The following is a 23,276-nucleotide window of genomic DNA, read 5'->3' as shown; positions in this document are numbered from 1 at the left end:
CCGGGGGGAGGTGGCCCGGAGGGCCGGTGGGGGCCAGCGCGGCCGAGGCCGAGCCGCCCCCTCAGTCGCTTCGCGACAGCTCCCCCAGAGGGGGAGCATCTTCGGCCCCGCGCCCTAATCCGTCTGGTCGTCGACCTCGGCGTCCGGGCCGTTCTTCTTGACCGACTCGATGGCGTTCTTGGCCCCGGCTTTCGAGGAATAGCCCTCGGTCCAGAAGATGCTTTCGCCGTTGTAGGTGAAGTAGGCGACGAACTCGCCCGCCTTGTTCTTCTTGATCAGAAACTTATGGGCCATCGAGAACCACTCCTTGGAAGGCTGAAGATCATCGGCCCCACCCGATGGACGGACCGTCGCCTTGCCGACAGGTCCCTGTCAATCGCGCCCTTGTCACGTTGCGTTCAACGTGGGGATGATCGGCCCTTCGCCGTGCGAGTCTCCCGATGACCCAGGAACACCTAGACCAGCTGTCCCGCGAGCTGCTGCGCCGGCCCTATGCCGAGCTCAGCGGCGTGCAGAGGCGGGTCATCGACCTCGTCGTGGCCGAGCAGCCGTCCGAGGGCCCGGTCGAGGGCGAGGAGAACACCTTCTGGACCCGGCTGGCCGACAAGGTCGCGGCGGTGGGCGGCTCGTGGGCCTTCATCGGCGGCTTTGGCCTGGTCCTGTTCCTGTGGATGGGGCTGAACCTGGCCCTGAGGCCCCTGAACCTGGCCTTCGACCCCTATCCGTTCATCTTCCTCAACCTGCTGCTCTCGACCCTGGCGGCCATCCAGGCGCCGGTGATCATGATGAGCCAGAACCGCCAGGCGAAGAAGGATCGCCTGACCGCCGAGCACGACTACGCGGTCAATCTCCGGGCCGAACTGGAGATCATGCGGGTGATCGACAAGCTGGACGCCCTGCGCAGCGAGGAGCTGATGCTGCTGTGCCGCGAACACGCTTCGCGCCTCACCGAGCTGCAGGCGGAGGTGGCGCGGCTGCGGGGGGAGTGGGGCGGGGAGCCATGACCATCCTGGCGATCGAGCACGTGCAGCTGGCCATGCCGGCGGGCGAAGAGGACGCGGCGCGGAGCTTCTATCGCGACCTGCTGGGCATCACCGAGAAGGCCAAGCCGCCGCACCTGGCCAGGCGCGGCGGCTGCTGGTTCGAGGACGGTCCGGTGAAGATCCACCTGGGCGTCGAGGCCGACTTCCGGCCGGCGCGGAAGGCCCATCCGGCCCTGGTGGTCGACGATGTCCTGGCCCTGGCCGAACGCCTCCGGGCCGCCGGCGTCCGGGTGGTCGACGACGAGCCGCTGGAGGGCTGGGACCGGGTCTATGCCGAGGACCCGTTCGGCAACCGCATCGAGCTGATGACGCCGCGCGGCTAGTCCGGCCGGGCTAGCGCCAGGTCCAGTAACAGACCCGCTCGCGGTGGCCGTGCCGCCATTCCCGATGGCAGACCTTGACCTTGTGGGCGCGGTGGTGACGGCCGCGGTCATAGCGGGCGCGGTCATAGCGGCCCCGATCATAGCGGTCCTGGCGATCGTATCGATCGTAGCGGTCATGGCGATCGTAGTGGCCATAACGGTCTTGGGCGGCGGCCATCGTCGGGACGGTCAGGGCCAGGGTGGCGGCCGCCAGGGCGGAAACACCCAGCAGTTTCGCGACAAACATGTCGTGCTCCAGATCGAAGTCCCTCGATCCTGAAACGCACGATCGTCGCGGCATGTTGCCCGCCTGTGTCCGGATTGTACGGCCTAGCTGGCCCCGCTACCCCGCTCGGGAGGTCCGCCGCAGCGCCTGGGGCGGTTGTCCGAACGCGCGGATGAATGCGCGGCGCATGCGTTCGCTGTCGCCGAAGCCGGTCTCCAGGGCCACGTCCTCGACCTGCAGCGGCTGGCTGTCCAGCAGGGCGCGGGCGGCCTCGACCCGCAGGCGCTCGACGGCCTTGGCGGGGGTGACGCCGGTCTCCTGGGCGAACAGGCGGGCGAAGTTGCGCGGGCTCATGGCGGCGCGGTCGGCCAGCTGTTCGACGGTCAGGGCCTCGGCCAGGTTCTGGCGGGCCCAGGAGAGCAGGGCGTCGAAGCGGCCGGGGCGCAGGTCGATCAGGGTCGAGTGCTGCGACTGGCCGCCGGGGCGATGGTGGTAGACCACCAGCTGCTGGGCCGTGCGCCGGGCGATGGCCTCGCCCTCGTCGGCGCCGATCAGGGCCAGGGCCAGGTCGATGCCGGCGGTGATGCCCGCCGAGCTCCACACCGCCCCGTCCTGGATCCAGATGCGGTCGGGCTCCAGGCGGATCTTGGGATAGCGGCGCTGGAAGTCCTTGGTCCGGCTCCAGTGGGTGGTGGCGCGCTTGCCGTCCAGAAGGCCCGCCTCGGCCAGGACATAGGTCCCCGAACAGACCGAGGCGACGCGGCGGGCGTCGCGGCCGGCGGCGCGGACGAAGGCCTGGGTCTCGGGGCAGGTGGCCGGAACCTTCACCCCATCGCCGCCCGAGACGATCAGGGTGTCGAGGCGCGGGCAGTCCGCCAGGGCGGTGGTGTGGATGGTCACGCCCGACGAGCTGGGCGTCGGCTCGCCGCGCAACGAAAGAAAGTGCAGGCTGTAGGCGCCCGGCGAGAACCGGCCCGCGATCTCGAAGGCCGCGATCGGGCCGGTGGCGTCCAGCAGCTGGAAGCCCGGATAGACCAGAAACCCTATGGCGCGAGGCATGCCGGAGACCTTGGCTGAAAGCGTGGGAACTATGTCATTTCCGCCAGACGCTAGCTGAACGATGTTCTCTCCGTCAACCGATACGGAGATCTCGTCCCCATGACCCAGACCCTGCAGATCGTGATCGCCCTGTTCCCCGGCGTGACGCACCTGGACTTCACCGGTCCGCACCAGATCCTGTGCCGCCTGCCCGGGGCCAAGGTCACCGTGGCCAGCCAGCTGGGCGGCGAGATCGAGGCCGACGGCCTGGTCTTCGCTCACCTGCCCAAGCTGTCGGATATCGAGGACTGCGACGTGCTGATCGTGCCCGGCGGCTTTGGCACGACCGAGGCCATGGCCGACCGCGACTTCATCGCCGAGATCCGCCGGCTGGCCGACGGGGCTAAGTATGTGTGCTCGGTCTGCACCGGGTCGCTGGTGCTGGGCGCGGCGGGCCTGCTGAAGGGCAAGCGCGCGGCCTGCCACTGGGCCTGGCGCGACCAGCTGGAATATTTCGGGGCGATCCCCGACCCGTCGCGGGTGGCGCGAGACGGTCGCTACATCACCGGCGGCGGGGTGACGGCGGGCATCGACTTCGCCCTGACCATGGTGGCCGAGCTGGCCGGCGACGACATGGCCCAGAGCATCCAGCTGGCGGTGGAATATGCCCCGGCCCCGCCGTTCAATTCCGGTCGGCCGGAGACGGCCCCGGAGGCGGTGCTGCGACGGGTGTCGGCGATCTACGGCAAGGCCATGGACGAACGCGTGGCCGCCGCGAAGAAGGCGGCGGAGGTGATGTAGTTAGGCGAAAGACTGTCGTCATCCCGGGCGGCGAAGCCGACCCGGGACCCAGGGGCCAAGCGCAGTGCCGTTGCCCCTGGGTCCCCGCTCTCCGCTTCGCTGCGGCCGGGATGACGAGCTTGTTTTGAGAGACTACCCCACCTTCACCCCGGTCATCGAAATCGCCGCGAACACATCGTCGGTGAAGAAGCTCACGCGCTCGCCGGCCGTCTGCGCGCCCAGCACATAGAGCAGCGGCAGATAGTGCTCGGCGCTGTTGATCGAGGCCTCCGCATCCGGTCCAAGCGACCGCCAGTCGATCAGCGGGTCATGGTCGCCGGCCAGGATCAGGGCCTTGGCCGTCTCGTTGAACCGGTCCGCCCACTCGGGCGCCTCGGGCCTCCGGAAGTCCGCCGCCCGCAGGTTATGGACGATGTCGCCGCTGCCCAGGATCAGCACGCCCTCGTCGCGCAGGGCGCCGAGGCGGCGGCCGGCCTCGTAGTGCCAGCGGTCGGGCTTGCCGCGATCGAGGCTGAGCTGGACGACCGGCACGTCGGCGTCCGGATACATCGGCCGCAGCACGCCCCAGGCCCCGTGGTCGAGGCCGCGCGTCGGGTGCTGGACCACGGCGTCCGGCGACAGCAGCTCGGCCACTCGCGCCGCCAGGGCCGGATCGCCGGGCGCGGGGTAGCGGACATCGAACAACGCCTGCGGGAAGCCGCCGAAATCGTGGATGGTCTCGGGCGCCGCCGAGGCGCTGACCGCCGAGGCGCCGCGCGTCTCCCAGTGAGCGCTGATCATCAGCACGGCCTTGGGGCGCGGCAGCTCGCGGCCGAGGCGCGCCCAGTCGCGGCTCCAGTCATTGTCCTCGATGGCGTTCATCGGCGAGCCGTGGCCGAGGAACAGGACGGGCAGGCGAGACATGGTCGAACCTATCAGAAACAGTAAGAGTTACAGATAGTGGCCGCGACGCCATACCGCAAGACGACCTTGTGCGGACGGCTTTCACCCAGGGTCGGCCTTTGGTATGGCGGCGGCCGTGACCGTCCCGCTTGCCCAGATTCCCTCGGCCGAGACCGCCTCGGAGGCTGCCAGCCCTCGTCCGGCCAAGGAAGTCGTGCGCGGCGGAGCCCTGGACTTCCTGCGCTTCCTCGCCTCGCTGCTGATCGTCGTCTACCACTATGGCGCCGAGAGCCCGATGCGGATCGAGCGCTTCGCCCAGGTGTTCTCGCGCGGGTTCCTGGCCACCGACTTCTTCCTGATGCTGTCCGGCTATGTGCTGGGACGGGCCTATGGCGCCTCGACCCTGAACGGACATCTCAGCACCCCGCGCTTCTGGGCTCGCCGCGCGGCGCGGATCTGGCCGGGGCACCTGGTGGTGCTGGCCATGCTGGCCCTGCTGGTGCTGGCGCTGAACACCCTCGGCACCGACGCCCACAAACCCAGCCGCTTCGCCTGGGACCAACTGCCGGTCCAGGCCCTGCTGATCCATGCCTGGGGCTTCCAGAGCGACGGCTGGAACCTGCCCAGCTGGTCGCTGTCGGCCCTGATCGTCTGCTACGCCCTGTTCCCGTTCTTCTGGCGGACCGTCAGCAAGGTGCGCCACGCTTGGGCGCTGCCGATCGGCGCCGCCCTGATCCTGGGCGTGTTCGAGGTCATCGCCCGCAAGGTCTTCCAGCACCCGCTGCCCGACCTGCAGTTCCAGTACGGCGTGGTGCGGGCCCTGCCGTTGTTCCTGCTGGGCGTCTGCCTGGCGCGCGCCGTCGACATGCGCTGGCCTTCCGAAAAGGCGGCCAAGGCGCTGCTGTGGGGCGGCCTGGTCCTGCTGGTCGTCACCCAGCCGCTGGATCGCTACGCCCTGCCCGACGAGTGGCTGTTCGACGCCCCGTCGCTGCTGGCCATCGCCATGATCGTGCTGGGCGCCGGCCGCCTGCCCGTGAAGCAGCCGCGCGCCTGGATCGAGGAGGGCGCCAAGCTGTCGTTCGCCCTGTTCATCACCCACATCTTCGTCGGGGTGATCTACTGGAGCGCCGTCCACAAGCTGATCGAGACCGTGCCGATCGGCATCGGCTGGCAGTGGCTGATGTGGCTGGCCGGCTTCCCGATCGCCTACGGGGCGGCGTGGCTGTTCCACACCTACATAGATCAACCGATCCAGGATCGGCTCCAGCCGCTTTTGAGAAAGTAAGCATGACCCGGCACATCCCCCTCCAAGGCGTCGAGAACTTCCGCGATTTCGGCGACTACGCCGCGGGGGCGGGGCGGTTGAAGAAGGGGGTGCTGTTCCGGGCCGCTCACCAGGCCGAGGCGACGGACGCCGATCTCGAGACCCTGGCCGCCCTGGGCATCGTCACGCTGGTCGACCTGCGCCGGCCCAATGAGCGCGAGCGTTCGCCCTCTCGCCGCTGGACCGGTTTCGCCGCCCAGGTGATCGACAACGATTTGGGTGTGACCGGCGTCGATCCCTGGCTGGAGTTCATCAGCAGCGCCGAACTGACCGAGGCCTCCGTTCACGACTATATGGACGAGTACTATCGCCGCCTGCCTTTCAAGGAGCGGCACATCGACCTCTTCCGCCGCTTCTTCCTGGCGCTAGCCGAGGCGAAAGGTCCTGCCCTGATCCACTGCGCGGCGGGCAAGGACCGCACCGGCGTGCTGGCCGCACTGACCCACCACATCGCGGGCGTGGCCGATGACGATGTCATCGACGACTATCTGCTGACCAACGACCCCGGCCGTTTCGACCGTCGTGGCGCGATCTTCATGAACCATATCGAGACCCAGACCGGCCGCCGCCCTAGCGAAGCCGCCATGCGCGCGGCCATGGGCGTCGAGGCGCGCTACCTCGCGGCGGCGTTCGAGGTGATGAAGGACCAGTTCGGGTCGCTGGACGGGTATCTGGAGACGGCGGTGGGGCTGGACGCGGAGACGCGCGAGCGGGTGCGGGCGCATATTTTGCTGTAGGGCGGGGCTCACATCCCTCTCCCCTTGCGGGAGAGGGTGGCCCGCGCAGCGGGACGGGTGAGGGGTCGAAGGCAGGGTCCGCCGCGACAGGCGGCCGATGCTGGGCGCCCAGCTTGCAGCCCTATCGACCCCTCACCCGACCGCCTTCGGCGGCCACCCTCTCCCGCAAGGGGAGAGGGATATCAATGTAAGGTGACAAACGCCCGTTTAATCGCCAACGTCCCCCCATGGCCGCGTCAGACGGCTGGGCGTCATCAGGGTGTTGCATGAGCGAGTTGGCGGGGTCGCCTCCGGGCCTGAGTGAAGTCGCGGCGGACGATATCCTCGTCCCGACCCCTCCCAAGAAGCTCTCCCGAAGCGCGCTCAGCTGGATCCTGCACCAGGGCACGCGCGACCCGTACGTCATCCTGGTCACCATCTATGTCTTCTCGCCCTATTTCTCGCGCGTGCTGGTCGGCGATCCGGTCAGGGGCCAGGCGGCCGTCGCCGACATCTCCACCGTCTATGGCCTGCTGACCGCCGCCCTGGCCCCGATCCTGGGCGCTTCGATCGAACGCTTCGGACCACGCAAGCCGCTGATGGGCCTGATCCTGGCGCTCATGGTCCCGATCCTGTTCTGCCTGTGGCTGGCCAAGCCGGGCGGCCTGCCGGTCGAGCTGGTCGGCCTGGCCCTGATCGTGCTGGGCGTGGCCTATAACTGCGGCGACGTGCTCAACAACTCGCTGCTGTCGCGCGCGTCCGAGAAGGGCCAGGAGCCGGTGCTGTCGGGCCTGGGCTACGCGGTCGCCAACGGCCTGTCGGTGACCCTGCTGATCTTCGTCATGTGGGCCTTCGTCCTGCCCGGCGTGGTGCCGTGGTCGTTCGTGCCGTCGGCGCCGCTGTTCGGCCTCAGCCAGACCGAGCACGAGCCCAGCCGGATCGTCGGCCCGCTGTCGGCGATCGTCATGCTGCTGGGCGCGATCCCGTTCTTCCTGTGGACCCGCGACGCCCCGCGCACCGGCGTGTCGCTGCTGGCCTCGGTGAAGGAAGGGATCAAGCTGATCCTCGACACCTTCGGCAACCTGAAGGGCCACGCCGACATCGCCAAGTTCCTGGGCGCGCGGATGCTGTATTGCGACGGCATGACCGCGCTGCTGATCTTCGGCGGCCTGTTCGCCGCCGGCCTGATGCAGTGGGGCGAGCTGGAGATGCTGGCCTATGGCATCTCGCTGTCGATCTTCGGCGTGCTGGGCGGGCTGATCGCGCCGTGGTTCGACAAGACCCTGGGCCCCAAGCGCGCCATCCAGCTGGAGATCGGCGTCTGCATCCTGGTGGTGCTGGGCACCCTGGGCATGGGCCGCGAGAAGATCCTGTTCTTCTGGACCTGGGACGCGGCCACCCATCCGGCCGTCTGGAACGCCCCGCTGTTCCGCACCCTGCCGGAGCTGGTCTATCTCGCCATGGGCCTGGTGATCGCCGTCTTCGTCACCGCCCAGTACGCCTCGAGCCGCACCCTCTTGGTACGCCTGGCCCCGCCGGACCGCATGGCCGCCTTCTTCGGCCTGTTCTCGCTGTCGGGTACGGCGACCATGTGGCTGGGCTCGCTGCTGGTGGCGCTGGCGACCAAGATCTGGGCCAGCCAGGTCGCGGGCTTCATCCCGATCGCCGGCCTGCTGGCCCTGGGACTGGTCGGGCTGTTCACGGTCAAGGGCGGGGAGCGGGAGTAGATCCTCCCCCGCGATGCGGGGGAGGTGGCCGCGAAGCGGACGGAGGGGGAAGTTCTCCTGGCCCGGCTTCTTCCCTCTCCGTCGCCCCTTCGGGCCGACACCTCTCCCTCTGGGGAGAGGATTTTGATACTCCCCACCCCATGCGCCGCGTCGCCATCCTCACAGCCCCCTGGCGCGAGCCGGTCTGGGCGCTGGCCCCGTTCCGGGACGAGGCCCATGCCTGCGCCCTGATCACGGGCGGAGCGGGGCGGTGGTCGTACCTGCTGCGCGCGCCGGACCAGACCTTCACGCTCTCCGCCGCCGACCCGGCCGACCCGTTCGACGCCCTGACCGCCCTGGTCGGTCCCCGCCTGCCCGGCGACCCGGAAGGTCCGCCGTTCCAGGGCGGGGTCGTGGGTCTTGGGGCCTACGAGCTCGGCGATCGGGTCGAGGCGCTGGGCCTCTCCCGCACCGACTGGCCGGACCTGGCCTGCGCCCGCTATCCCGCCCTGCTGGCCTTCGACCACCACGCCCGTCAGGTGCTGGCGGTCGGGCGCGGCGACACCGAGGCGCAGGCCGCCGGACGCGCCCGCGACGCCCTGGCCTGGCTGGCCGCTCCGACGCCGGATCGCCCTGAGCCCGCCGGCCCGCTGTGTCCCGACCTCGCCGCCAGCGACGGCGAGGCCTATGAGGCGGCCGTGGCCGAGGTGGTCGAGCGGATCATCGGCGGCGAGATCTTCCAGGCCAATATCGCCCGCGCCTGGACGGGGCGCCTGGCGGCGGGCGCCGATCCGTTCGACCTGTTCGTGCGGCTGCGCGGCCAGAGCCCCGCGCCGTTCTCGGCCTATCTGCGCCTGCCCGGGCGAGCCGTTGTCTCCAACTCGCCGGAACGGTTCCTGAAGCTGGACGCCGCCGGGGCCATCGAGACCAAGCCGATCAAGGGCACCCGTCCGCGCGGCCGCGACGCCGCCGAGGACCGGGCCCTGGTCGCCGAGCTGCTGGCCAGCGAGAAGGACCGGGCCGAGAACCTGATGATCGTGGATCTGATGCGCAACGACCTGGCGCGGGTGTCGCCGCCCGGCAGCGTCAAGGCGCCCGAGCTGTTCAAGGTCGAGAGCTTCGCCAACGTCCACCACCTTGTTTCAACGGTGACTGGCCAGCTGGCCGGGGGGCGCACCGTCGCCGACCTGCTGCGGGCCAGCTTCCCGCCGGGCTCGATCACCGGCGCGCCCAAGGTCCAGGCCATGAAGGTGATCGCCGGCCTGGAGCCGCCGCGCGGTCCCTATTGCGGCTCGCTGTTCTGGGCGGGCTTCGACGGGGCGTTCGACAGCAGCGTGCTGATCCGCACCGTGGGTCTCGTCGTGGACGGGGAAGGCTGGCGGCTGGAGGCGCGGGCCGGGGCCGGGATCGTCGCCGACAGCGATCCGCACGGCGAGCGCCTGGAGACCGAGGCCAAGATCGCGGCGCTGAAGAAGGCTTTGACTGAATGACCCCGCATGACGCCGTTCCCCTCGATGACCGCGGTCTTCTGCTCGGCGATGGTCTGTTCGAGACCCTGCTGGCGGTCGACGGCGCGCTGCCGCATCTGGCCGACCATCTCGACCGACTGGCCGCCGGCTGCGAGGTCCTGAACCTGCCGTTCGAGCGGGCGGAGGCCGAGCGGCGCGTTCGCGAGGCGACGCCGGCCGCCGGCCGGTTCGCCGTCCGCCTGACCCTGACCGCCGGCTCGGGCGGACGTGGCCTGGATCGTCCCGCCGCGCCGGTCGTGCGGCTGTTCGCCACCGCCGCGCCGGCGACGCCGGTGACGACCCCCGCGACCCTGATCATCGCCGAGGCGCGCCGCAACGAAGGCTCCCCGACTTCGCGGCTGAAGACCCTGTCCTATCTCGACAACGTCCTGGCCCGCGCCGAAGCCCGGGCGGCCGGGGCCGACGAGGCGGTGATGCTGAACAATCGCGGCGAACTCGCCTGCGCGGGGGCGGCCAACCTGTTCTGGATGGCGGAGGGGCGCCTGTTCACCCCGCGCCTGGACTGCGGCGCCCTGGCTGGCATCACGCGGGCGCGACTGATGGCGCTGGAGCCGGTCGAAGAGGTCGCGGTGGGCGTCGAGGGGCTGCAGGCGGCTGAGGCCGTGTTCCTGACCAACAGCCTGATCGGCGTCCGGCCGGTGTCGCGGCTGGGGGAGCGGGTGTTTGGGGGGCATGCTCTGGTGGAGCGGTTGCGAACCCGCTTGAGCTAACCCCTCAGCTCGAGGTCGACCACAGCACCGCGTCGCCCTTGCGGGGGCGCAGGTAGTAGGTGCGGTTGAAGGTCATGCTGGTCGGCATGACCAGCTTGATCGGCGAGGTGTAGGTGTAGCTGGCCCGGGCCAGGATCACGCTCTGGCTGGCGGGCAGCACGCCGACCGGCACGTCGGTCAGCACGGTGTTCTTGGTCGGGCAGTTGGCCATGCCCGTGATCGAGGGCTGCGACCAGGCGACGGTGTCCTTGCCGGTGGCGTCCGAGGTGACGCTGGCGATGCACATCTTCAGGCCCGAGGTCGGGAAGGGGGCCATGGTGATGTTGCCGATGGTGAAGATGTCGGCGGTCTTCAGCGGGCCGATCTGGGCGCCCTGGGCCACCAGGTCGCCCATCTGCGAGGCGATGTTCGACAGACGGCGCTGGGCCATCATCGCCTGGGTCAGTTCGGCCATGCCGCAGTACATGATGATCAGCACCGGCGCGATCAGGGCGAACTCGACGGCCGACACGCCGCGGTGGTCGCGCCAGAAGCCGGCCAGACGGCCGGCGGGGCGGTTGGGCTTCCGTCCGCTCATTCGTAGGGCTCGTTGGTGAAGGCGGTGGCGGCGTAGATGATCCGCTTGCCGCTGGAATTCTGCAGGCCGGTCTTCAGCAGCGGCGTGATCAGCGGCCAGGTGTAATAGGCGCGCACCAGGACGACCGAGCCGGCGGCGCCAGGGTTCCAGTTCATCGTGGTCGGGACCGTGGTGCTGGACGCCGAGGTGTTGCTGGTCGCGTAGTCGCTGAAGGTGCGCACGTCGATCGACAGGCTGGTGGCGCACTTGCTGCCCAGCCAGCTCATCTTGGCGCAGACCGAGGTCTTGAAGGTGGCGGCCGTGCCGCCGGCGGTCTGGACCTGGCCGGTGCGGATCGTGCGGCCGACGTCCATCACCGCGTTGTCCAGCGTCAGCGAGACCAGGAACACCAGGCCCAGCTCGATGATCGCGAAGACCAGGATCAGGAAGGGAATGGCCACGAAGGCGAATTCCACCGCCGTGGCGCCGTCGTCGGCGCGCGCGAAGCGGCCGGCCGTGTTGGCCAGTCGGCGTCGGGCGCGATCGAGAATATGGCGAGCGGCCATGCGGCGGGCGTTCCCTTGGGATCCATCAGGATCGCCCCAAGGCTAGGCCAATGATCCTAACCAGTCGTTAGGAGGCGCGCGGACGCCCACACACGTACGTGAGGGCGAGGCTAGGGGACGGTGGCGCCGGCGGCGGCGGTCGGCGGGTTCAGGCGCGTGCACTGGGCGGCGCAGGCATAGTTGCTGGCCGAGGCGCCGCGATAGATGGTCACCCCGCCGCCGCCGTTCTCGGAGACGACGATCTGGCGATCGGCCAGGGCGCGGCCGCTGGCGCTGAAGGCCAGGAGGCTGGTGACGCCGGGACGCTTGCCCAGGACGATCAGGGTGCGGTCGTTGACGACGCTGACGTCGGCGATGGTCGGGTCACCGACCACCACGTCGCGGACGGGGCCGCTCAGGTTCACGTACGAGGCCTGACCGGCGGCGACCGGCAGGTCGACAGGCGCGCTCACATTCACCGGCACGGCCCTCGGCGGGAGGGTCTGAGCGGTCGCGGCGACCCCCGAGAGGGTCAGGGCGGCGGCGATGACGAGTGAAAGGCGGCGCATGAGTGTTTCCGATCCCGGATACGAACGTGCGCCAGCATCTCTTTCTTTGGTCAATAAAAGACTAAAGCGCCGCCGTATGCTGCAAGGCGCCGCTTGAGAAAGCCTTTGATTCAAAAGGGTTTGAGCGCGACTGTAGTGTCCATGGTTAAGAACAAATAATGGTAAATACAAATAAACCAAAAGAAAATCCGTGAAAACTATTCGCTGTTTACTGGCCATTAAGCGAGGTGGGCGAAATTGATCGTGTTTTCGGGGGTGAGCAAGTCGAACGGCTTGAAAGCCTCAAATCAACTAGCTCTGGTTTTTGGAGACCAAGTCATGACTAAGTTCGTCACTCGCTTCCTGAAGGATGAATCGGGCGCCACGGCCATCGAATACGGCCTGATCGTCGCCCTGATCGCCGTTATCATCGTGACGGCTGTCACGACCCTCGGCACCAATCTGAAGACCGCCTTCACGAAGGCCGGCACGGCTGTGTCGACGGCGGCTGGCACCTAAGCCAACCGACGACACGCTCGAAAAAAGAGGGTCGGAGCTTCGCGCTCCGGCCCTTTTTCTTTTGGTTCCTAGACAAAAGGCTCCAGGCGTCCGCGCCTGGGGCCTTTGTCGTTACTGGCGAACTCTTGAGCCCGTGTCGGATAGGCGACATTTTCTTTGGGTTGATCGGCAGTTTACCAACAACCCTTACGTCCGTTTCACTCTCGGAGACATATTGTCGCGGCGTTGGTTCAACCTATCGGAGACTGCGTTCCATGACGCGCCTGCTCAAAGCCTTCGCCCAAGATGAATCCGGCGCCACCGCCATCGAGTACGGCCTGATCGTCGCTCTGATCGCGGTGATCATCGTCGGGGCCGTGACCACGCTGGGTGGCAACCTCAAGACCGCCTTCACCAAGGCCGGCACCGAGGTTTCGACCGCCGCCGGCACCTAGGCGTTTCTTCGAGATCCTCGAAAACGGGGAGGCCGCGACGTTTAAGGGCGTCGCGGCCTTTTCGCATTCTGGGGGCGGGAAACCATTGCTTCACGGGTCTCGTCCCAGAATGGGCCGATCTCAACAAGGCGCGTTCGCCCCATGCTGGCTCTTCAGGTCCCGCTGCTGCTGGTGTTTCCGGCCCTCGCCATCGTCGGGGCGCTGAAGGACCTGACCAGCTACACGATCCCCAACTGGATCTCGCTGGCCCTGATCGCCGCCTTCATCCCGGCCGCCCTGGTCGTCGGCGCGCCGCTGTCGCAGATCGGCCTGTGCCTGGCCACGGGCCTCGGCGCCCTGGTCCTGGGCATGGGCATGTTCGCGGCCGGCTGGATCGGCGGCGGGGACGGCAAGCTGTTCGCGGTCTGCGCCTTGTGGCTGGGCTGGCCGGCGGCCCTGCCGTTCATGCTCTATACGGGCCTGGCTGGCGGCGCCCTGACTTTCCTGATCCTGGGCTTGCGCTCGGGCTGGCTGACGCCGGTCGTGGCGGGTGGTCCGGCCTGGCTGCGCAAGCTGGGTACGGAAGGCGGCGACCTTCCTTATGGCGTGGCGATCGCGATCGGCGCCCTGGCGGCTTTCCCGCAGGGCGCTCTGGCCACGGGAATCCTGGGTTGAACTGATCCTCCCCTTCGGGGGAGGTGGCCCGGAGGACCGGAGGGGGGAGCTCGGCTTTTGCCGCATTGGCCCCCTCAGTCGCTTCGCGACAGCGCCCCCGAAAGGGGAGCAGAGCGCGACAGCCTGTCGCGCATGTCCTCGACTCCAAGCTGAAAACTTTTAGCAGGCGTTAACCATGCACGGGCGAGCATGGGACGTGGCCAGAAAGGCTGACTGACGAATCGTGTGCCTCGCCGGACGGCGGTCATGCGGCTCACCGTAGAGTTTCAGCCCGCGCCATGAGCCCCGTTCGCCTCCTGATCGTCCTGGTCGCCGCCATCTCGGCCATCGGCTTGGCCGTGGTTCTGCAGCGCGCCCTCGGCAAGCCGGCCGCCCCCGCCGCCCAGGCCGCGCCGGCCGCCGCGCCCGAAAAGCCCATGACCCAGGTGCTGGTCGCCAAGCGCGACCTGCCGATCGGCACGCGCCTGGTGGTCGCCGACGTCGCCTGGATCCCCTGGCCGTCCGACGCCGTGAACGGCGCCTTCATCACCAACGGCGCCACGCCGGCCAAGCCGGACGGCAAGGTCGAGGCCGCCAAGGTCGCCGTCGCCAATACCGCCGACCAGATGATCGGCGGCGTCGATCCGGCCAAGGCCATCGAGGGCGCGATCGTTCGCGACCCGATCCTGACCGGCGAACCCATCACGCCCCGCAAGATCGTGCGCGGCGGCGAAGGCGGCTATCTGTCCGTCGTCCTGACTCCCGGCAAGCGGGCCATGTCCGTGCCCGTGACCTCCGACACCGCCGTGGGCGGCTTCATCCTGCCGGGCGACCGGGTGGACGTGCTGACGACCCGCGACCACCAGCTCAACAGCGACAACGGCGGCCCGAGCGGCAAGGTCACCGTCGCCGAGACGGTGCTGCAGAACATTCGCGTGCTGGCCCTCGACCAGGCCACCGCCGCCGAGAAGGACGCCAAGTCGATCGTCGCGGCCACCGCCACCCTCGAGGTCGGTCCCGTCGAGGCCGAAGCCCTGGCCCGCGCCCGGGCCGGCGGCCCGATCACCCTGGCCCTGCGCGCCTATACCGACCTGGGCGGGCCCTCGGGCATGACGCACCCGGTCACCGTCGAAGACACCTCCGTCCGCATCAACCGAGGCGGAACGACCACCAGCGTGGCGGTGCGCCCATGATCCGCCCCTTGAAAGCTTCCCCCGTGAAGGCCCGCATGTCCCTTTCACGCCGACTTCTCACGGTCCACGTGGCCGCCCTGCTGGGCCTGAGCTCGACCGTCCCGGCCTTCGCCGACGGTCCGGTCGGCGGCTCGCACGTCTATCGCCAGCCGGCGCGGGTCTCGCGTCCGGCGCCGCTGCCGCCCGCGCCGGTGGCCCCGCCGATCGGCGACCAGGTCACGCGCATCACCCTCACCGCCGATCAGGCCGCGTCCAGCATCGAGCTGGCCAAGGGCAAGTCGGCGATCATCGAGCTGCCCAGCGACGTCCGCGATCTGCTGGTCACCAACCCGACCGTCGCCGACGCGGTGCTGCGCGACAAGCGCCGCATCTATGTCGTCGGCCTTGCCGAGGGCGTGACCGACGCGGCCTTCTTCGACGCCACCGGCCGCCGCATCCTCTCGCTGAACATCCGCGTCATCCAGCCGGTCGACCAGCTGGCCGTGGTCCTGGGTCGCGTCCTGCCGGACGCCCGCATTCACATCCAGCCGATCCGCGACAGCGTCGTGCTGAGCGGCATGGTCCGCACGCCTTCCGAATCCGACGCGGCGGCGCGCATCGCCGCCCAGTTCGTCGGCTCGGCGGACAAGGTCCTGAACATGCTCAGCATCGCGGGCAAGGACCAGGTGATGCTGCAGGTCCGCATCGTCGAGGTGCAGCGCAACGTCATCAAGCAGCTGGGCGTCGACATGAACGCCGTGCTCGGCCAGGTCGGCGAGACCCAGTACAGCTTCGGCATGTCGCCGACCTTCGGGGTCAACGGCAGCCTGCTGGGCGGGATGACCGGCGGCTACAAGATGGACACCACCAAGCAGCCGATCATGCAGCAGCCCTGCACCGGTCCCGGCTGGACGCCAGGCTCGCTGTGCCCGGTGGTGGTCCGCAACGGCGGTAATTCCGATACGGCGACGATCAGCAACACCGCCGGCGACCCGGGCCTGAACCAGGCCAAGGGCATGATCCAGGCGTTCGAACGGGTGGGCCTGGTGCGCACCCTGGCCGAGCCGAACCTGACGGCCGTCTCGGGCGAGCGCGGCAACTTCCTGGTCGGCGGCGAATTCCCCGTGCCGACCGGCCGCGACGACAGCGGCCGGGTCTCGGTCGAGTACAAGCCTTACGGCGTGGGCCTGGGCTATACGCCGATCGTCATGTCGGGCGGCCGCATCTCGCTGAAGATCGCGACCGAGATCTCGGAGCTCTCCAGCCTCGGCGCGTTCTCGATGACCAGCGGGACCTCGGCCGCGCTGGTCGTTCCGGGCCTGACCGTGCGCCGGGCCGAGACGACGGTCGAACTGCCCTCGGGCGGCTCGTTCATGATCGCTGGCCTGCTGCAGCAGACGACCAAGCAGACGATCGACTCGCTGCCGGGCATGACCAACATGCCGATCCTCGGCTCGCTGTTCCGGTCGCGCGACTTCCTCAGCGGCGAGACCGAGCTGGTGATCATCATCACCCCGTATATCGTCGATCCGACCCGCCCGCAGAACCTGCAGACCCCGGCCGACGGCCTGCAGATCGCCGGCGACATGAGCACGGTCCTGTTGGGCCGGCTGAACAAGGTGGTCAAGGCGCCGGCCGGCGCGAACGCGGGGCGCGCGTACCAAGGCCCCGTCGGCTATGTGATCGAGTAGGGCGCCGCCATGACGCACGCACACACCGTCAAGATCGTCCTGAGGACTGGCCTGCGAACCAGCCTTCTGGCCGCCGCCCTCGCGGGCCTGGCCGCCTGCGCCTCGGCGCCGTCGGACGAAGGGCCTTCCAAGACCTCCGTCCTCGAGACCCAGCAGTGGATGGACCGCGTCAAGGTCACCTCCGCGCCGGACGAAATCATCCTGGCCCCGCACGCCACGGGCCTGTCGGCCAACCAGTCGGCGGCCGTGGAAAGCCTGCTGGGCCGCTGGCTCGAGGCCGAGGCGCGCGAGCTGGTGGTCACCGCTCCGAACAACGCCGGGGCCATGGCGACCCAGATCCGCGATCGCCTGGTCATGCTGGGCGCGCCCGGCGCGCGCGTGCGCGTCGTCGGCTTCAATCCGACCGGACCCGAGGACGACACCATCCGCGTGGGCTTCCTCCGCTACGAAGCCCAGCCGCTCAAGTGCGGTCAGCGTTGGGAGAACCTGACGGCGACCCGCAACAACACCGTCTATGACAATTTCGGCTGCGCCCTCGCCGCCAATACGGCCGCCCAGGTCGCCAACCCCGAGGACCTGGTCAGGCCGCGCGACATGGATCCGGCCGACGCCGGCCGCCGTGGCACGGTGCTGGGCAAGTACCGCAAGGGTGAACTCACGACCGCCGCCAAGGACGATCAGGCGAGCGGTACGATCTCGAAGGCGATCCCGTAATGCGCCCGACCAGTAACGACCCCTTCGATCTGGGCTTCGACGCCGCCGACGAGTTCACGACCGGCGCGTCCGATCCGTGGCGCGCGTCCGCTCCGCCGTCGCTGAGCCCCGCCGCGGGCGGTTTCGACGACCCGTTCGCCGAGTTCCCGCCGGCTCGCCCTCGCGAGGACGCGCCGCCCCCGCGCGCGCCGCAAGCCGCGCCGCCGGTCACCCGTCCCGCCCCGCAACAGCGCGCTCCGCAACCGGCCGCCCAACCTGTCGCGCGTCAGCCCGCCGTGGCCGCCGCCCCGGACTATGACGACCGCGATCTGGACATCGCCCCGGCGGCTCCGGCCGCGGCGGCTGCCGCGCCGGTCTATCAGGAGCCGCTCTCGGACGGCGGCATGGGCGACGCGGTGATCCCGCGCATCAGCATCCACGCCTTCTGCGCCCGGCCCGACACGGCGAAGCTGATCCAGCACGCCGCCGCCGACCGCCGCATGGCCCGCGCCTCGACCATCGTCCGCGACGGTGGTCTGGAAGCGGCCGTCGACTACTACCAGAACCAGCCGACGCCCTCGCTGGTCATGGTCGAGACCAACGACAGCGCCCAGCGCCTGTTGCACCTGCTCGACAGCCTGGCCCAGGTCTGCGACCCGGGCACCAAGGTCGTCGTGCTGGGCCAGACCAACGACATCGCCCTCTATCGCGAGCTGATCCGCCGTGGCGTCAGCGAGTACCTGACCCAGCCGATGGGGCCGCTGCAGGTGATCCGCGCGGTCGGCGCGCTCTATGCCGATCCGTCGGCGCCATTCACGGGTCGCCAGATCGCCTTCGTCGGCGCCAAGGGCGGGGTGGGGTCCTCGACCCTGGCCCACAACTTCGCCTGGGCGATGGCGGAGAAGATGCAGACCGCCACCGTGCTGGTCGATCTGGACCTGGCCTTCGGCACCGCCGGCCTCGACTTCAACCAGGATCCGCTGCAAGGCGTCCTGGACGCCCTGACCCAGCCCGACCGCCTGGACCCGGTGCTGATGGACCGCATGATGGTCCGCTGCGGCGATCGCCTGTCGCTGTTCGCCGCTCCGGCCTCGCTGGACGACGACTACGAGATCGGCGCCGACGCCTTCGAGGAAGTCACCCAGAAGATCCGCGGCGCCGCGCCCTTCGTGGTGCTGGACATCCCGCACGTCTGGAACGCGGCGACCCGCCGCGTGCTGGTCGGCTCGGACGACCTGGTCGTGGTGGCGACGCCCGACCTGGCCTCCCTGCGAAACGCCAAGAACATCATCGACCTGGTCAAGGGCTCGCGTCCCAACGACGTGCCGCCGCGCCTCGTGCTGAACCAGGTCGGCGTGCCCGGCCGTCCTGAGATCCCGGTCAAGGATTTCGGCGAGGCCCTGGGCATCCAGCCCTCGCTGGTGCTGCCGTTCGATCCCAAGCCCTACGGCCAGGCGGCCAACAACGGCCAGATGCTGGCCGACGTGGCGCCCAAGTCGAAGGCCGCCGAAGGGCTCGAGCACCTGGCGCGCCTGATCAGCCGGCGCGAACCGCCGGCCGTGCAGAAGACCTCCGTCCTCTCGGGCCTGTTCAAGAAGAAGTAGATGTTCGGCAAGCGCGATCAGTCAGCCCCCGCCGAACAGAAGGCGCCGCCCCCCGCTCCGACGGGCGGGGCGGCTATCGCCACGCGCCCGCAACGGGTCGAACCGATGGAGGCCGCCGACGCGCCGGCTCCCAAGGCTCCGGCGCCCAAGGTCACCAGTCCCGCAAAAGGGGTCGCCGCGCCGAAGGCGACGCCGGGTCTCGACCAGCTGCGCGCCGCCCAGGGCGTGGCCGCCGCCCAGACGACCAACATCGTCCGTGAACAGAGCGACTACTACCACGCCACCAAGACCACGATCTTCAACGCCCTGCTGAACACCATCGACCTGAGCCAGCTGGCCCAGCTCGACCTGAAGCAGGCGGCCGAGGAAATCCGCGACATCGTCGCCGAGCTGGTGGCGATCAAGAACGTCTCGATGTCGGTGTCCGAGCAGGAACACCTGGTCCAGGACATCATCAACGACGTCCTCGGCTACGGTCCGCTGGAGCCGCTGCTGGCCCGCGACGACATCGCCGACATCATGGTCAACGGCGCCCACCGGGTGTTCATCGAAGTGGGCGGCAAGGTCCAGCTGACCAACGTCCGCTTCCGCGACAATCTTCAGCTGATGAACATCTGCCAGCGGATCGTCAGCCAGGTCGGCCGCCGGGTCGATGAATCCAGCCCCATCTGCGACGCCCGCCTTCCCGACGGGTCTCGCGTCAACGTCATCGCCCCGCCCTTGGCTCTCGATGGTCCGACCCTGACCATTCGTAAGTTCAAGAAGGACAAGCTGACCATGAAGAACCTGGTGGAGTACGCCTCCATCAGCCCGGAAGGGGCGCGGGTTCTCGGGGTCATCGGCGCCTGCCGCTGCAACATCGTCATCTCGGGCGGTACGGGTTCGGGCAAGACCACCCTGCTCAACACCATGACCGCCTTCATCGACCCCACCGAACGGGTCGTGACCTGCGAAGACGCCGCGGAACTGCAGCTGCAGCAGCCGCACGTGGTGCGCCTGGAAACCCGTCCGCCGAACCTGGAAGGCTCGGGCTCGGTGACCATGCGCGACCTGGTCAAGAACTGTCTGCGGATGCGTCCCGAACGCATCATCGTCGGCGAAGTCCGTGGCCCGGAGGCGTTCGACCTCCTGCAGGCCATGAACACCGGCCACGACGGCTCGATGGGCACGCTGCACGCCAACAGCCCGCGCGAAGCCATCAGCCGTATCGAGAGCATGATCACCATGGGCGGCTACGGCCTGCCCTCGAAGACCATCAAGGAGATGATCGTCGGCTCGGTCGACGTCATCATCCAGGCCGCCCGCCTGCGCGACGGTAGCCGCCGCATCACCCACATCACCGAGGTCGTCGGTCTGGAAGGCGACGTGATCGTCACCCAGGACCTGTTCGTCTACGAGATCACCGGCGAGGACGAGCAGGGCCGCGTGGTTGGCCGTCACCGCTCCACCGGCATCGCCCGCCCGCGCTTCTGGGATCGCGCCCGCTACTACGGCCTGGAGCGCGAGCTGGCCGAAGCCCTAGACGCGGCGGAGTAGGCAATGCTGTTCATCATCGCCGGCATTCTCGGCTTCATCACCATCGCGGGCCTGGGCTTCGCCTTCGCCGGCGGCGATGACGGCTCGGCCAAGGCCGCCAAGCGCGCCCAGCTTGTGGCCGGCGGCGGCGAACGCCAGGCCAGCGCCCGCGCCAAGGCCGTGGCCAACACTCCCGAGGCCCGTCGTCAATCGATCCTCAACGCCCTGAAGGACCAGGAGCGCAAGCAGAAGAAGGCTTCGCTCAGCATCGGCGCGCGCATGCAGGCCGCCGGCCTGGGCCAGAACGTCAAGATGTTCTGGATTGTCAGCGGGGTGCTGGGCGTGTTCGTGGCCCTGCTGGCGCTTCTGCTGCGCCAGATGCCGCTGGTCGCCCTGGGCGCGGGTTTCGCCGCCGGGGCCGGCCTGCCGCGCTGGGTTCTGGGTTTCCTGGCCAAGGGCCGGACCCACAAGTTCACCGAGGCCTTCTCGGACGCCATCGATATCATCGTGCGCGGCATCAAGTCGGGCCTGCCGGTCCACGACTGTCTGAAGATCATCGGCAAGGAGTGCCCCGAGCCCCTGGCCGGCGAGTTCCGCACCCTGACCGAGAACGTCGGCATGGGCGTGCCGGTCGATGCGGCCCTGGACAAGATGTACGAGCGCATGCCGACCAACGAGCTGCGCTTCTTCGCGATCGTGCTGGCCATCCAGGCCAAGACCGGCGGTAACCTGGCCGAGGCCCTGGGCAACCTTTCCACCGTGCTGCGCGCGCGCAAGCTGATGAAGGAAAAGATCAAGGCGCTGTCGGCCGAAGCCATCGCCTCGGCCTTCATCATCGGCTGCCTGCCGCCCGGCGTCGTGATCCTGATCAGCGTCACCTCGCCAGACTACATGAAGCCCATGTTCACCGACCCGCGCGGCCACCTGATGCTGCTGGCGGGCGCGATCTGGATGAGCCTTGGCATCTTCGTGATGCGCAAGATGATCAACTTCAAGTTCTAGGGGAGGGCCGCCGTGAAGATCGTCGACACCCTGACCAACCCCTCGAACCTGCTGACGGCGTTCATCGCCGTGGTGGTGTTCGCCACCATCGTCACCCTGGCCTCGCCGGCCCTGCGCAACAACAATCTGGAAGGCCGGCTGAAGTCGGTCGCCAACCGTCGCGAGGAGCTGCGCCGCCGTTCGCGCCAGAGCATCGCCGCGCGGAACCCGGGCGGCGGCGCGGGCGCCGGTTCGCTGCGCCACCAGGACGAGGGCCTCTACAAGAACATCGTCGACCGCCTGCAGCTGTCGAAGCTGCTCGAGGATCCCAAGGTCGTCGACAAGCTGGCCCAGGCCGGCCTCCGGGGCCCGCAGCCGGTCTCGACCTTCTACTTCTTCCGCTTCGTGATGCCGTTCGTGTTCGCGGCGGTGGTGGCCTTCTACCTCTATGTCGTGAATGGCTTTGGCCTGCTGCCGATCCAGAAGATGTGCGCCTGCGTGGCGGCTCTGGCGATCGGCTACTACGCGCCCAACGTCTACATCTCCAACATCGCCCAGAAGCGCCGCGAGTCGATCGTGGCGGCCTTCCCCGACGCGCTGGACCTGCTGCTGATCTGCGTGGAAAGCGGCATGTCGATCGAAGCGGCCATCCAGAAGGTCGGCTCGGAAGTCGGCGCCTCGTCGATGGAGCTGGCCGAGGAGCTCAGCCTGCTCACCGCCGAGCTGTCCTACCTGCCCGACCGCCGCCAGGCCTATGAGAACCTGGCCCGCCGGACCAATCATCCGGGCATCAAGTCCGTGGCCACGGCCATGATCCAGGCCGAGCGCTACGGTACGCCGCTGGGCACCGCCCTGCGGGTCATGGCCAAGGAAAACCGCGAGCTGCGCCTCTCGGCCGCCGAGAAGAAAGCCGCCGCCCTGCCGGCCCAGCTGACCGTGCCGATGATCATGTTCTTCCTGCCGGTGCTGTTCCTGGTGATCCTGGGTCCGGCCATCATGAAGATCCAGGACGTGTTCGGGAAACACTGACGGGCCGCCCTAGGGCCCTCCATCTTCCACTGCCGCTTTAGTTGAGGCCTGGCGCCAGACTTGCGCCGCGCGATCCCAGAGTTTTCGTTTTGGGACAGTACGCGTGGACAAGTTGAAAGAGACCTCGGCCGCCTTCGCGGAGACCGAGCAAGGGGGCGCGGCCATGGAGACCGGCCTCCTCCTGGCCCTGGCGGCGGCCTTCGCCTTCACCCTGAGACATGTGATGGCCAGCCCGCTGCTGGGCGTGTTCACCCGCGCGACCAAGGTGATCAGCCAGGCGCTGGCGGGGTAGGTGGCTCTGGGTGGGGCGGGCTGGCGTTAGTCTGAAGCTGGACGCGCGAACGTCTGCAATCGACCCTAGTCGGGCATTGGCTCACTGCGTCCTTCGAGGCGCGCTCAGGAGCGCGCACCTCAGGATGAGGTGGTCAGTGCAAGGAGATCCTCATCCTGAGGCGTGAGCCGCAGGCGAGCCTCGAAGGACGCACTGAACATCCGACTCCCACCCCAAGCCGACTTCCGGAAAACGCCGTTATGTGATGCTCTGGCCCCGGTCCTTCAGGGGGAATGGATGGAAGCTCAGGCCTCGGCCTCGCGGTTGGCGGGGCTGCTGCTCAGGGTGCTGATCGGCGCCCTGTTCATCGCTCATCTCTATTGGAAGCTGGCGGTGCTGCCGGGCGGGGTGAGTGTCTGGTGGGGGAAGCTGGTCCAGGCCGGCTATCCGCCGTTCGTGCCCGCCTATGTGCTGTCGGCCGAGATCGCCGGCGCCCTGCTGATGATCCCCGGGGTGTTCGCGCGCATCGTGGCGCTCTACGCCATGCCGATGATGCTCGGGGCGGCGCACTTCTGGCTGGTGCGCAAGGGCTTCTACTTCACCCAGGCGGGGGCGGAGCTTCCGCTGGTCTGGCTGGCGCTGCTGGGGATCCAGGTCGTCATCGGCGACGGCCCCCATGCGCTGGCGCGCTCGCCCGATTGGCGCGGCGTGGCGGCCCGTCTCGGGATCGCGCCGCCAGGCCGCTAGA

Annotated in this window: 27 protein-coding genes; 20 read left to right on the top strand and 7 right to left on the bottom strand. The window is 68.8% G+C overall.

Translation table 11 applies throughout. The features are described 5' to 3' along the window. Positions 1 to 114 precede the first annotated feature (114 nt). On the bottom strand, positions 115 to 294 hold the full coding sequence (locus AC1RRV_RS18620; RefSeq protein ID WP_492861131.1) for a YegP family protein: 180 nt from the start codon (positions 292 to 294) through the stop codon (positions 115 to 117). A 146-nt stretch (positions 295 to 440) separates the two neighbouring features. Between AC1RRV_RS18620 and AC1RRV_RS18615 the strand changes: the two genes are divergently transcribed. Both AC1RRV_RS18615 and AC1RRV_RS18610 read left to right on the top strand, forming a co-directional pair. Continuing rightward, on the top strand, positions 441 to 1,004 hold the full coding sequence (locus AC1RRV_RS18615; RefSeq protein WP_492861130.1) for a DUF1003 domain-containing protein: 564 nt from the start codon (positions 441 to 443) through the stop codon (positions 1,002 to 1,004). Next, positions 1,001 to 1,366: a VOC family protein gene (locus AC1RRV_RS18610; RefSeq protein WP_492861129.1), complete on the top strand. Its 366-nt coding sequence runs from the start codon at positions 1,001 to 1,003 to the stop codon at positions 1,364 to 1,366. Before AC1RRV_RS18615 ends, AC1RRV_RS18610 begins: the two co-directional genes overlap by 4 nt. A 10-nt stretch (positions 1,367 to 1,376) precedes the next feature. Here the strand turns inward: AC1RRV_RS18610 and AC1RRV_RS18605 are convergent, their stop codons facing one another. Together AC1RRV_RS18605 and AC1RRV_RS18600 are read right to left on the bottom strand one after the other, a co-directional pair. Further along, a complete protein-coding gene (locus AC1RRV_RS18605; protein ID WP_492861128.1) occupies positions 1,377 to 1,652 on the bottom strand; it encodes a hypothetical protein in 276 nt (91 codons plus the stop codon). 96 nt (positions 1,653 to 1,748) lie between these two features. Further along, positions 1,749 to 2,690: a GlxA family transcriptional regulator gene (locus tag AC1RRV_RS18600; protein ID WP_492861127.1), complete on the bottom strand. Its 942-nt coding sequence runs from the start codon at positions 2,688 to 2,690 to the stop codon at positions 1,749 to 1,751. 99 nt (positions 2,691 to 2,789) lie between these two features. Here AC1RRV_RS18600 and AC1RRV_RS18595 point away from each other — a divergent pair, with 99 nt between their 5' ends. Continuing rightward, positions 2,790 to 3,470: a DJ-1/PfpI family protein gene (locus AC1RRV_RS18595; RefSeq protein WP_492861126.1), complete on the top strand. Its 681-nt coding sequence runs from the start codon at positions 2,790 to 2,792 to the stop codon at positions 3,468 to 3,470. 132 nt (positions 3,471 to 3,602) lie between these two features. Here AC1RRV_RS18595 and ygiD read toward each other — a convergent pair whose 3' ends face one another. Beyond that, positions 3,603 to 4,373, bottom strand: coding sequence for a 4,5-DOPA-extradiol-dioxygenase (gene ygiD, locus AC1RRV_RS18590; RefSeq protein WP_492861125.1), 771 nt, complete (start codon positions 4,371 to 4,373; stop codon positions 3,603 to 3,605). Between the two features lie 103 nt (positions 4,374 to 4,476). Between ygiD and AC1RRV_RS18585 the strand changes: the two genes are divergently transcribed. The 5 genes from AC1RRV_RS18585 (at position 4,477) to AC1RRV_RS18565 (ending at position 10,337) form a co-directional block, all read left to right on the top strand. Further along, positions 4,477 to 5,637 (top strand): acyltransferase family protein, encoded by a 1,161-nt coding sequence (locus AC1RRV_RS18585; protein ID WP_492861124.1) that lies wholly within the window; start codon positions 4,477 to 4,479, stop codon positions 5,635 to 5,637. Between the two features lie 2 nt (positions 5,638 to 5,639). Continuing rightward, positions 5,640 to 6,413: a tyrosine-protein phosphatase gene (locus AC1RRV_RS18580; RefSeq protein WP_492861123.1), complete on the top strand. Its 774-nt coding sequence runs from the start codon at positions 5,640 to 5,642 to the stop codon at positions 6,411 to 6,413. Between the two features lie 266 nt (positions 6,414 to 6,679). Next, positions 6,680 to 8,119, top strand: coding sequence for an MFS transporter (locus AC1RRV_RS18575; RefSeq protein WP_492861122.1), 1,440 nt, complete (start codon positions 6,680 to 6,682; stop codon positions 8,117 to 8,119). A 140-nt stretch (positions 8,120 to 8,259) separates the two neighbouring features. Further along, positions 8,260 to 9,588, top strand: coding sequence for an aminodeoxychorismate synthase, component I (gene pabB / locus AC1RRV_RS18570; RefSeq protein ID WP_492861121.1), 1,329 nt, complete (start codon positions 8,260 to 8,262; stop codon positions 9,586 to 9,588). Further along, entirely contained in the window at positions 9,585 to 10,337 is a 753-nt protein-coding gene (locus tag AC1RRV_RS18565; RefSeq protein WP_492861120.1) for an aminotransferase class IV, read from the top strand. The genes pabB and AC1RRV_RS18565 overlap by 4 nt, the downstream gene beginning before the upstream one ends. Positions 10,338 to 10,341: 4 nt before the next feature. Here AC1RRV_RS18565 and AC1RRV_RS18560 read toward each other — a convergent pair whose 3' ends face one another. From AC1RRV_RS18560 to AC1RRV_RS18550, 3 genes are all read right to left on the bottom strand, one after another. Next, positions 10,342 to 10,914: a TadE/TadG family type IV pilus assembly protein gene (locus tag AC1RRV_RS18560; RefSeq protein WP_492861119.1), complete on the bottom strand. Its 573-nt coding sequence runs from the start codon at positions 10,912 to 10,914 to the stop codon at positions 10,342 to 10,344. Beyond that, positions 10,911 to 11,459: a TadE/TadG family type IV pilus assembly protein gene (locus tag AC1RRV_RS18555; RefSeq protein ID WP_492861118.1), complete on the bottom strand. Its 549-nt coding sequence runs from the start codon at positions 11,457 to 11,459 to the stop codon at positions 10,911 to 10,913. The genes AC1RRV_RS18560 and AC1RRV_RS18555 overlap by 4 nt, the downstream gene beginning before the upstream one ends. A gap of 110 nt (positions 11,460 to 11,569) precedes the next feature. Next, a complete protein-coding gene (locus AC1RRV_RS18550) occupies positions 11,570 to 12,007 on the bottom strand; it encodes a pilus assembly protein N-terminal domain-containing protein (RefSeq protein ID WP_492861117.1) in 438 nt (145 codons plus the stop codon). A 318-nt stretch (positions 12,008 to 12,325) separates the two neighbouring features. Between AC1RRV_RS18550 and AC1RRV_RS18545 the strand changes: the two genes are divergently transcribed. The 12 genes from AC1RRV_RS18545 to AC1RRV_RS18490 all read left to right on the top strand — a co-directional run bounded on the left by AC1RRV_RS18545 (position 12,326) and on the right by AC1RRV_RS18490 (position 23,275). Then, positions 12,326 to 12,505 carry a Flp family type IVb pilin gene (locus AC1RRV_RS18545; protein ID WP_492861116.1) on the top strand — a complete coding sequence of 60 codons (180 nt, stop codon included), beginning with the start codon at positions 12,326 to 12,328 and terminating at the stop codon, positions 12,503 to 12,505. 254 nt (positions 12,506 to 12,759) lie between these two features. Then, positions 12,760 to 12,939 carry a Flp family type IVb pilin gene (locus tag AC1RRV_RS18540; protein WP_492861115.1) on the top strand — a complete coding sequence of 60 codons (180 nt, stop codon included), beginning with the start codon at positions 12,760 to 12,762 and terminating at the stop codon, positions 12,937 to 12,939. Positions 12,940 to 13,080: 141 nt separating this feature from the next. Further along, complete coding sequence (locus tag AC1RRV_RS18535) at positions 13,081 to 13,593, top strand: A24 family peptidase (RefSeq protein WP_492861114.1); 513 nt, start codon at positions 13,081 to 13,083, stop codon at positions 13,591 to 13,593. A gap of 278 nt (positions 13,594 to 13,871) precedes the next feature. Beyond that, positions 13,872 to 14,765: a Flp pilus assembly protein CpaB gene (cpaB, locus tag AC1RRV_RS18530; protein ID WP_492861113.1), complete on the top strand. Its 894-nt coding sequence runs from the start codon at positions 13,872 to 13,874 to the stop codon at positions 14,763 to 14,765. Then, a complete protein-coding gene (locus tag AC1RRV_RS18525) occupies positions 14,762 to 16,435 on the top strand; it encodes a type II and III secretion system protein family protein (protein ID WP_492861112.1) in 1,674 nt (557 codons plus the stop codon). Before cpaB ends, AC1RRV_RS18525 begins: the two co-directional genes overlap by 4 nt. 9 nt (positions 16,436 to 16,444) lie before the next feature. Then, complete coding sequence (locus AC1RRV_RS18520; RefSeq protein WP_492861111.1) at positions 16,445 to 17,149, top strand: CpaD family pilus assembly lipoprotein; 705 nt, start codon at positions 16,445 to 16,447, stop codon at positions 17,147 to 17,149. Continuing rightward, a complete protein-coding gene (locus AC1RRV_RS18515; protein ID WP_492861110.1) occupies positions 17,149 to 18,732 on the top strand; it encodes a CpaE/TadZ family protein in 1,584 nt (527 codons plus the stop codon). Before AC1RRV_RS18520 ends, AC1RRV_RS18515 begins: the two co-directional genes overlap by 1 nt. After that, on the top strand, positions 18,733 to 20,268 hold the full coding sequence (locus AC1RRV_RS18510) for a TadA family conjugal transfer-associated ATPase (protein WP_492861109.1): 1,536 nt from the start codon (positions 18,733 to 18,735) through the stop codon (positions 20,266 to 20,268). A gap of 3 nt (positions 20,269 to 20,271) precedes the next feature. Then, positions 20,272 to 21,249 carry a type II secretion system F family protein gene (locus AC1RRV_RS18505; RefSeq protein WP_492861108.1) on the top strand — a complete coding sequence of 326 codons (978 nt, stop codon included), beginning with the start codon at positions 20,272 to 20,274 and terminating at the stop codon, positions 21,247 to 21,249. A 12-nt stretch (positions 21,250 to 21,261) separates the two neighbouring features. Further along, a complete protein-coding gene (locus tag AC1RRV_RS18500; RefSeq protein ID WP_492861107.1) occupies positions 21,262 to 22,257 on the top strand; it encodes a type II secretion system F family protein in 996 nt (331 codons plus the stop codon). Between the two features lie 103 nt (positions 22,258 to 22,360). Next, positions 22,361 to 22,549 (top strand): hypothetical protein, encoded by a 189-nt coding sequence (locus AC1RRV_RS18495; RefSeq protein WP_492861106.1) that lies wholly within the window; start codon positions 22,361 to 22,363, stop codon positions 22,547 to 22,549. A 276-nt stretch (positions 22,550 to 22,825) separates the two neighbouring features. Then, positions 22,826 to 23,275, top strand: a complete 450-nt coding sequence (locus AC1RRV_RS18490; protein WP_492861105.1) for a DoxX family protein — start codon at positions 22,826 to 22,828, stop codon at positions 23,273 to 23,275. Position 23,276 lies beyond the last annotated feature (1 nt).

This window comes from Caulobacter sp. GW821-FHT11E10 (assembly GCF_058808375.1).
This window is presented reverse-complemented; position numbering and strand designations above follow the sequence as displayed.